Source organism: Thermus sp. FJN-A (genome assembly GCF_054655095.1).
Genome location: NZ_BAAHSC010000215.1, coordinates 96,769 through 105,533, shown reverse-complemented (window position 1 = coordinate 105,533; position 8,765 = coordinate 96,769). Strand labels below are relative to the sequence as shown.

At 65.8% G+C, this 8,765-nt stretch carries 7 protein-coding genes and 1 pseudogene; 3 read left to right on the top strand and 5 right to left on the bottom strand.

Translation table 11 applies throughout. The annotated features are described in order from the left end of the window. Positions 1-223 (top strand): annotated as a pseudogene (locus ACYQ0J_RS13075) (transposase); the annotation flags it as partial. A gap of 50 nt (positions 224-273) precedes the next feature. Here the strand turns inward: ACYQ0J_RS13075 and ACYQ0J_RS13070 are convergent. The 5 genes from ACYQ0J_RS13070 to ACYQ0J_RS13050 form a co-directional block, all read right to left on the bottom strand. Then, positions 274-1,257, bottom strand: coding sequence for an ABC transporter ATP-binding protein (locus ACYQ0J_RS13070; RefSeq protein WP_460172546.1), 984 nt, complete (start codon positions 1,255-1,257; stop codon positions 274-276). Continuing rightward, positions 1,254-2,273: an ABC transporter ATP-binding protein gene (locus ACYQ0J_RS13065; RefSeq protein ID WP_460172545.1), complete on the bottom strand. Its 1,020-nt coding sequence runs from the start codon at positions 2,271-2,273 to the stop codon at positions 1,254-1,256. The genes ACYQ0J_RS13070 and ACYQ0J_RS13065 overlap by 4 nt, the downstream gene beginning before the upstream one ends. 72 nt (positions 2,274-2,345) lie before the next feature. Continuing rightward, positions 2,346-3,698, bottom strand: a complete 1,353-nt coding sequence (locus ACYQ0J_RS13060) for an ABC transporter permease (RefSeq protein ID WP_460172544.1) — start codon at positions 3,696-3,698, stop codon at positions 2,346-2,348. Positions 3,699-3,708: 10 nt separating this feature from the next. After that, a complete protein-coding gene (locus tag ACYQ0J_RS13055; RefSeq protein ID WP_460172543.1) occupies positions 3,709-4,692 on the bottom strand; it encodes an ABC transporter permease in 984 nt (327 codons plus the stop codon). A gap of 53 nt (positions 4,693-4,745) precedes the next feature. Beyond that, positions 4,746-6,494, bottom strand: a complete 1,749-nt coding sequence (locus ACYQ0J_RS13050; protein ID WP_460172542.1) for an ABC transporter substrate-binding protein — start codon at positions 6,492-6,494, stop codon at positions 4,746-4,748. A 131-nt stretch (positions 6,495-6,625) separates the two neighbouring features. On the opposite strand from ACYQ0J_RS13050, the gene ACYQ0J_RS13045 reads away from it, so the two are divergent. After that, a complete protein-coding gene (locus ACYQ0J_RS13045) occupies positions 6,626-7,657 on the top strand; it encodes a zinc-binding dehydrogenase (protein ID WP_460172541.1) in 1,032 nt (343 codons plus the stop codon). Between the two features lie 79 nt (positions 7,658-7,736). Next, positions 7,737-8,744 carry an NAD(P)/FAD-dependent oxidoreductase gene (locus tag ACYQ0J_RS13040; protein WP_460172540.1) on the top strand — a complete coding sequence of 336 codons (1,008 nt, stop codon included), beginning with the start codon at positions 7,737-7,739 and terminating at the stop codon, positions 8,742-8,744. The last annotated feature ends 21 nt before the right edge of the window (positions 8,745-8,765 follow it).

Here is an 8,765-nt window from a genome sequence, read left to right as displayed (position 1 = left end):
CCGTTGGGAAGTGGAGAACCGGTCCTTTTGGGTGCGGGACGTTCTCTTTCGCGAGGACGCTTGCCAAGTGCGGGGGAGAGGGGCGTGGGTCCTGGCGGTGCTGCGGGGGTTTTTGGTCTCGCGGCTAAACCGGGAGGGGGTTAAGGGGAAGAAGGCGGCCTTGGAGGCTTTCTCCTTCAACCCCCTCTCCGCCCTCCGCTTCCTGGGGCTCTATGCAGTATAGCGGTCAAGTCTGCGGGGCCCCAGGCTGGCTTGCGCCAGCCCGGGGTGGTGTTAGAGGATATCGTCCCGGATGCAGGCCTTGTAGTGCCCCGGGGCCACCTCCTTGAGCTCGGGCACGGTGTGGGCGCACTCGGGGAGGGCATAGCGGCACCGGGTGCGGAAAACGCAGCCCGAGGGCGGGTTGATGGGCGAGGGGATGTCCCCCTGGAGCACGATCCTCTCCCGCTTCACCGTGGGGTCGGGAATGGGCACCGCGGACAGGAGCGCCTCCGTGTACGGGTGCTTGGGGTTGCGGTAAAGCTCCCGCGAAGAGGCGATCTCCATCACCTTCCCCAGGTACATCACCGCCACCCGGTCGGAGATGTACTCCACCACCGCCAGATCGTGGGCGATGAAGAGCAGGGTGAGCCCCAGCTCCTCCTTCAGGTCCTGGAGAAGGTTCACCACCTGGGCCTGGATGGACACGTCCAGGGCGGAAACCGGCTCGTCCGCCACGATGAAGTCCGGAGCCACCGCCAGCGCCCGGGCAATCCCAATCCGCTGCCGCTGCCCCCCGGAGAACTCGTGGGGGTAGCGGCGCATGTGGTCCGGCGAAAGCCCCACAAGCTTCAAAAGCTCCGCCACCCGCTCCGTGCGCTCCTGGGGCGTCTTGCCAATCCCGTGGATGATGAGGGGCTCCGCGATTATGTCCCCCACGGTCATGCGGGGGTTCAGGGAACTGAAAGGGTCCTGGAAGATGATCTGCATGCGGCGGCGGTAGGGCCTGAGCTTGTCCCTCGGCAGCTCGGTGATGTCCTGCCCCTCAAAGAGAATCCGCCCCCCAGTGGGCTCAATCAGGCGCAACAGGGTGCGGCCCACCGTGGTCTTACCGCTCCCCGACTCCCCCACCAGGCCCAAAACCTCCCCCCTCCTTATGGCGAAGGACACCCCGTCCACCGCCTTGACGCTCGCCACCACCCGGGAAAGCACCCCGCCCCGGATGGGAAAGTGCTTCTTTAGGTCCTTGATCTCCAGGAGGGTGTGGTTCCCGTTCATGCCCGAACCTCCCGGATCTCCCGCCAGCGTACGCACCGCACCTGCCGCCCGTCCCCGGTGTCCTCCAGCGGGGGGACCTCCCGGTCGCAAAGCCCCTCCACATAGTGCTTGCACCGCGGGTGGAAGGCGCACCCAGGAGGCAGGTAAAGCGGGTTGGGAACGTTCCCCGGTATGGCCTCCAACCGCTCCCTATGCTCCGCCGCCAGGTCCAACCGGGGCACCGAGTGCAAAAGACCCCGGGTGTAGGGGTGGAGGGGCTCCTTGAAGAGGGGCACCACGTCCGCCTCCTCCACCGCCCGGCCCGCGTACATCACCACCACCCGGTCCGCCATCTCCGCCACCACCCCCAGGTTGTGGGTGATGAAGAGAATGCTCATCCCAATCTCCTCCTGAAGCTTCTTCATCAGCTCCAGAATCTGCGCCTGTATGGTCACGTCCAAGGCGGTGGTGGGCTCGTCCGCAATGAGAAGCGAGGGATTGCAGGAAAGCGCCATGGCAATCATCACCCGCTGCCGCATCCCCCCCGACATCTGGTGAGGATAGTTGCTAAGCCGCTTCTTGGGCTCCGGAATCCCCACCAGGTCCAGCATGTGGGCCGCCAGCTCCATGGCCTCCTTCCGGCTTTTCCCCTGGTGCAGCATGATGGCCTCGGCAATCTGGTCCCCCACCGTGTACACCGGGTTCAGAGAAGTCATGGGCTCCTGGAAAATCATGGCGATGTCGTTCCCCCGGATCCGCCGCATCTCCGCCTCGGAGAGCTTGGTGAGGTCCCGCACCTGCCCGTCCTTGCCCCGAAAAACAATCTCTCCCCCAACGATCCGCCCCGGAGGAGTGGGAATCAGCCGCATGATGGAAAGCGCCGTCACGCTCTTCCCAGAGCCCGACTCCCCCACCACCGCCAGGGTCTCCCCCTTGTCCACGTGGAAGGACACCCCGTCCACCGCCTTCACCACCCCGTCGTCGGTGAAGAAGTGGACCTTGAGGTCCCTCACCTCCAGCAGCCGCTTTTCGTCCATGCGCACTCCTTCGGGCACTGCCCTCTAAACACCTCACCCGTTATACGCCATACCCGGTTAAAAGAGAAGGGGCTACTGCCTCCGCCGAGGATCCAGAGCATCCCGCAGGCCATCCCCCAGAAAGTTCCAGGACAGCACGGAGAGGAAGATGAAAAACCCAGGCCAGAGCACCCAAGGCCTGTCCGTGAAGGAGGCAAACCCCCCCTGTTGGGCCGCCTGCAGGAGGAGCCCCCAGCTGGTGTAAGGTTCCGTCACCCCAAGGCCCAAGAAGGAAAGGCCGCTCTCCCCCAGAATAAAGCCCGGGATGGTAAGGGAAAGGCTCACGATCACGTAGCTGGCCGTGGCGGGGAGCACGTGCCGGGCGATGATGCGGCCGTCCGAGGCCCCCAAGGCCCTGGCCGCCTGCACGTAGTCCATCTCCCGCACGGAGAGCACGATGCCCCGCACCACCCGGGCCAGCCCGCCCCAGCCGATAAAACCCAAAAGGCCCACCACCAGGTAGAAGGTGAGGAGGGGGTCTATGCGGGTGGGGAAGACGGCCCGCAAGGAGATGAGGAGGAAAAGGGAGGGGATGGCCGCGATGATTTCCACGGTGCGCATGATGAGGTCATCGGGGTCCAGTCGGATGGGCTCCCGGAACACCCGGCGGAGAATAAGCCCCACCGCCCCCCCGCCCAGGAGGATCACCACCCCGTCCACCAGGTAGGAGAAGACATCTTGGCCCGGGCTCAGGCGGGCAAACGCCACGGCCAAGTAGACCGTCCCCGCCCCAATCCCGAGCCAGGCGAGAAGGCTCAGGGGACCGAAGAGGGCCCCTAACCCCCTCCAGGCCGAGGGCGGAAGGGAGAGGCGGAAGGGGCGGCCGGAAAAGTAGCCGGCGATGCCCCCCAGAAGAAGCCCCAGGACAAAGGAAACCAGGGCGGAGAGGATACCGATGGTCAAGGACACCTGGCCCCCGTACACGATCCGGCTGAAGAGGTCCCGGCCAAAGTTATCGGTGCCCAAGAGGAAGATACGCCCCGGGGGATCCACCCCAAAGAGGCGCAAATCCGAGCGGAAGACCTTGAAGAGGGTGTACGGCTGCTCGGGGGTCCGCACGAAGAAGCGGATGTAAAACTTGCCCTGGCTCGGGTCCTCCTCATAGCGGGGCTGGAGGGAAACGGGGTCTATGCTCCGCCGGGTGGCGTAGACAAAGGGCCGGGTGAGCTTCCCCGTCTCCGGGTCCACCACGCGAATGGGGGTGGGGGGGTGATACCCCTTCGGGGGATAAAGCTCGTAGTAGTTGGGGTCATAGGGGCTGAAAAAGCCCGCGAAGGCCGCCATCAGGTAGAGCACCAGCAGGATGCGCCCGCCCCAGACCGCCAGGCGGTGCTTGCGGAAGCGCTGCAAAACCAGGTTGGTGCGCAAAGAGGTCGCTCGTGCCACAGACTCCCCCCTACTCGTAGCGGATCCTGGGGTCCACCCAGGCCAGAAGCAGGTCAGAAATCAGGTTGCCGATCATGAGGAGCACCAGGCTCACGGTAAGAAAGCCCGCTATCACGTAGAGGTCCTGGTTGGCGATGGCGTCCAGGAAAAAGGGGGTGATGCCCGGCCAGGCCATGACCACCTCCACGAACCCCGCCCCGGAGATGAGGCTGGGAAGGAGGCCGCCCAAGGTGGCCACGAAGGGAATCACCGCGTTGCGGAAGGCGTGCTTGTAGAGCACCACCCTTTCGGAAAGCCCCTTGGCCCGTGCGGTGCGGATGTAGTCTTGGGAGAGGACCTCCAGCATCTGCCCCCGCATGAGGCGGGAGAGCCCGGCGATGTCGTTGGCCGTGGCCACCAAGACGGGCACCACCGCGTGCCAGGCGATGTCCGCGAGCTGGCGCAAAGGCGGCATCTGCTCAAAGCCGCTGGAGGTCATGCCCGACACGGGGAAGACCAGGGTGCCGGTGCGAAACTTGATCTGCAGGAGCACGTAGATGGCGATGAGGGCCAGGAAGAAGCTGGGCACGGAAAGGCCCACGTAGGCCAGAAGGGAGAGGAGGCGGTCCCCCAAGGAGTACTGCCTCACCGCCCCGTAGACCCCGATGGGGATGGCCACCAGGTACAGGAGGAGGGTGGAGGGGATCACGATGACCATGGAGTTCACCACCCGGGGCCAGATGACCTCGAGGACCGGGGCCTGGTAGGCGAAGGAGTAGCCGAGGTTGAGGTGGAAGAGGTTGTTCATCCAAAGGAGGTACTGCTCGTACACGGGCCGGTCTAGGCCGAACTGGGACCGGAGCCGGGCGATGGTCTCCGGGGTCACCTTGGGGTCCAGCTCCAGCTGGGTCAGGTAGTCCCCGGGGGCCATCTGGATGATGAGGAAGGCCAGGAAGGTAGCCCCGAAAAAGGTGGGGATGAGGTAAAGGATGCGCTTGAGGATATAGGCGGTCATGGCTCCCCAAAGAGGCCCCGGGGCCTTGGGCCCCGGGAACCCCCAAAGCCTACTTACTTCTTGATGAAGGTCAGCTCCAGCTCCCGCTGGCCCCAAATGCTGGAGATGATGGCCTCGGGGTGCTCGCCCCCCAGGCGGTTGTTCCAGGCGGGGTGGTAGTTGGGCCCGGCGATGTAGACGACGGGAAGGAGCTCCGCCTCGATCTCCTGCATGCGGTAGCCGATCTCCACCCGCTTCTTGAAGTCCAGCTCCGTGCGGCCGCGGGAGTAGAGGGCGTCCAGCTGGGTCTCCCGGGGGTCCAGGCACTGGCCGGACTTGTTCCACATGTGCAGGTTCCCCTTGCAGGGCACCACGTTGGAACCGAAGGGCCAGTCCAGGCCGCCCCCCGAAAGCCCGATGATGATGGCGTCAAAGGGCCGGTCGGGGCCGGAGGAGAGGAGCTGCCCCACCAGGGTGTTGAAGTCAATGGCCTGGAAGTTGACCTTCACCCCCACCTTCTTGGCCTCATCCACGATGAGCTTGGCGATCTGCTCCCGCTGGGCGTTGCCCGCGTTGGTGGCCAGGTTGAACTCCAAGCGACGGCCCCGGGAGTCCACCAGGTAGCCGTCCTTGTCCTTCTTGGTGAACCCCATCTCCGCCAGGAGCTTCGCCGCCTGCTGGGGGTTGTACTCGTACTTGGGCACCTTGGGGTTCACCCACTGGGTGAGCACGGGGTAGACGCTGGAGTACATGGGCGTGCCCAGGCCCCCGTAGACGATGTCGATCACCGCCTGGCGGTTCACGATGTGGCTCATGGCCCGGCGGAACTTATCGGAGCGGAAGAGGCCTTGCTTGAAGGGGTCGGAGGCCTTGTTCCAGTTGAAGACCATGAACTGGCTGCTGGCCACCGGCGAGGCGTTCACCTTGATGGTGGCGTCCAGGCGGCCCTGCTGGATGGCCTGGCGGATCTGGGAGATGTGGTCCACGGTGGAGGGGGCCATGAGGTCGATGTTCCCCGCCAGGAACTCGGCCAGCTGGGCGTTGGTGTCCTTGACGATCTTGATCTCGTAGCGGTCCAGGTAGGGGAGGGGGTTCCCCGCCTCGTCCTTGTTCCACTCCCCGAAGGCCGGGTTCCGCTTCAGGACCACTCGCTCGCCGGGCCGGTAACTCTCGATGAGCCAAGGGCCCGCCGAAACCACGTTCTCCGGCTTCTCGCTCAGGGTCCACATCTTCTTGATGCCCTCCGCCCCCTCCTTCTGGTAGACGGGGCCGAAGACGTGGGCGGGCCAGGGGGTGAAGCTGGCGACGGCGAAGGCCTCGGCGTCGGTCTTGGGGTAGATGAACCGGATGGTGTAGTCGTCTATCTTGCGCAGGGTGATGGGCTTGCCGTCGATGAAGAAGGAGTCGTAGCTGTTGGAGCCCACCGCCTTGTCCGTGTGGATCCGCCAGGTGGTGATCCAGTCGTCCGCGGTGATGGGCCTGCCGTCGGACCACTTCATGCCCCGGCGGATCTTGAAGGTGATCTCCAGCTTGTTGGGGCTAACGGTGAAGGACTCCGCCATGTAGGGGATCCAGTCCCCCGTGGTGGGGTCGCGGCGGACGAGGCCGTAGGGGGAGATGGTAGCGGGGATGTTGCCCGCCTCCGCGGTGAGGAAGGGGTTGAAGGTGCGGTAGTCCGAGATCACCGCCGCCCTGAGCGTCCCTCCCCGCTTTGCCTCGGAAGGCTTGGCCACCGTCCACTTCTGCGGCCAGACGAAGGTCTGGGCGCTGGCCGCCCCGGCCAGGGCTAAAACGCCAACCAAAACGAGCCACGCTTTTCTCATAAGGGTCGCCTCCTCTTCTGCCTTACGGCGGTCAGGGTACCCCCTCATTCTGGACCTTGTCAAGGGTGCCCCCCCTTGGCGCTTGACCCCAGGCCCCCGCCGTGAAAAAATCCCCTCCATAAGGAGGCGGCATGAGAGCGGTGGTGATGGAAGCCAGGGGAGGTCCAGAGGTCCTGAGGATCGCCGAGGTTCCCACCCCAGAACCCGGCCCCAAGGAGGTGCGCCTCCGGGTCAAGGCCGCCGCCCTGAACCACCTGGACATCTGGGTGCGCAAGGGCGTGGCCAGCCCCAAGCTACCCCTGCCCCACGTGCTGGGGGCCGATGCCAGCGGGGTGGTGGAGGCGGTGGGCCCGGGGGTCACCGCCTTTGCCCCCGGGGACGAGGTGGTGGTGAATCCGGGGCTCTCCTGCGGCCACTGCGAGCGCTGCCTGGCCGGGGAGGACAACCTCTGCCCCCGCTACCAGATCCTGGGGGAGCACCGGCACGGCACCTACGCCGAGTATGTGGTCCTGCCCGAGGCCAACCTGGCCCCCAAGCCCAAGAACCTCTCCTTTGAGGAGGCCGCCGCCATCCCCCTCACCTTCCTCACCGCCTGGCAGATGGTGGTGGACAAGCTAGGGGTGCGCCCGGGGGACGACGTGCTGGTGATGGCCGCTGGAAGCGGGGTGAGCGTGGCCGCCATCCAGATCGCCAAGCTCTTCGGGGCAAGGGTCATCGCCACGGCGGGCTCGGAGGACAAGCTCCGCCGGGCAAAGGCCCTCGGGGCCGACGAGACGGTGAACTACACCCACCCGGACTGGCCCAAGGAAGTGCGCCGCCTCACAGGGGGCAAGGGCGCAGACAAGGTGGTGGACCACACCGGGGCCCTCTACTTCGAGGGGGTGATCCGGGCCACGGCCAACGGGGGAAAAATCGCCATCGCCGGAGCTTCCTCGGGGTACGAGGGCACCCTGCCTTTCGCCCACGTCTTCTACCGCCAACTCTCTATCCTGGGTTCCACCATGGCCTCCAAAAGCCGCCTTTTCCCCATCTTGCGCTTCGTGGAGGCGGGGAAGCTCAAGCCCGTGGTGGGACAGGTGCTCCCCCTGGAAGAGGCGGCCGAAGGGCACCGCCTCCTGGAGGAGCGCCGCGTGTTCGGCAAGGTGGTGCTGGCCGTGGACTAGCCCCGGGGCCTTCGTCCCTTTGCCAAAGACCGCCTCGAGGACAGGCGCGAGCGCGTAGAATGCCGGGAGAGGTGGGCTCATGGAGCACACGGACGTGATCATCATCGGCGCAGGGCCAGCGGGTCTTTTCGCGGGGTTCTATGTGGGCATGCGGGGCCTCTCCTTCCGCTTCATAGACCCCCTGCCCGAACCCGGGGGGCAGCTATCGGCCCTATATCCGGAAAAGTACATTTACGACGTGGCGGGCTTCCCCAAGGTCTACGCCAAGGACCTGGTGCGGGGCCTGGTGGAGCAGGTGGCCCCCTTTAACCCGGTGTACAACCTGGGGGAGCGGGCGGAAACCCTGGAGAAGGAGGGGGAGGTGTTCAAGGTGACCACCTCCTCGGGAAACACCTTCACCGCCAAGGCGGTGATCATCGCCGCCGGGGTGGGGGCCTTTGAACCCAGGCGCCTAGGGGCCCCTGGGGAGAAGGAGTTCGAGGGCAAGGGCGTCTACTACGCGGTGAAGAGCAAGGCGGAGTTCCAGGGCAAGCGGGTCCTCATCGTGGGCGGGGGGGACAGCGCCGTGGACTGGGCCTTGAACCTCTTGGGCACCGCCCAGGAGATCACCCTCATCCACCGCCGCCCCCAGTTCCGGGCCCACGAGGCCAGCGTGCGGGAGCTGATGCAGGCCCACGAGGCGGGGCGGCTCAAGGTCCTCACCCCCTACGAGGTGCGAAGGATCGAGGGGGATGGCCTGGTACGAAAGGCGGTGGTCTTCCACAACCAAACCCAGGAGGAGGCCGAGCTGGAAGTGGACGCGGTGCTGATCCTGGCCGGCTACCTCACCAAGCTGGGACCCCTGGCCAACTGGGGGTTGGAGCTGGAAAAGAACCGGATCAAGGTGGACACCACCATGGCCACCAGCATCCCCGGGGTCTACGCCTGCGGGGACATCGTGAGCTACCCGGGGAAGCTCCCCCTCATCGTCCTGGGCTTCGGGGAGGCGGCCATCGCCGCCAACCACGCCGCCGCCTACGCCAACCCCGCCCTCAAGGTCAACCCCGGCCACTCCTCGGAGAAGGCGGAGGAGAAAGCCCCCGCCTGAACTTCCCGGGGTAGCCCGGGG

Bases quoted from the DNA above. Each gene is read 5' to 3' on its own strand.
- ACYQ0J_RS13050 (WP_460172542.1), bottom strand. From the start codon at position 6,494: ATGAGAAAAGCGTGGCTCGTTTTGGTTGGCGTTTTAGCCCTGGCCGGG.
- ACYQ0J_RS13065 (WP_460172545.1), bottom strand. From the start codon at position 2,273: ATGGACGAAAAGCGGCTGCTGGAGGTGAGGGACCTCAAGGTCCACTTC.
- ACYQ0J_RS13045 (WP_460172541.1), top strand. From the start codon at position 6,626: ATGAGAGCGGTGGTGATGGAAGCCAGGGGAGGTCCAGAGGTCCTGAGG.
- ACYQ0J_RS13070 (WP_460172546.1), bottom strand. From the start codon at position 1,257: ATGAACGGGAACCACACCCTCCTGGAGATCAAGGACCTAAAGAAGCAC.
- ACYQ0J_RS13055 (WP_460172543.1), bottom strand. From the start codon at position 4,692: ATGACCGCCTATATCCTCAAGCGCATCCTTTACCTCATCCCCACCTTT.
- ACYQ0J_RS13040 (WP_460172540.1), top strand. From the start codon at position 7,737: ATGGAGCACACGGACGTGATCATCATCGGCGCAGGGCCAGCGGGTCTT.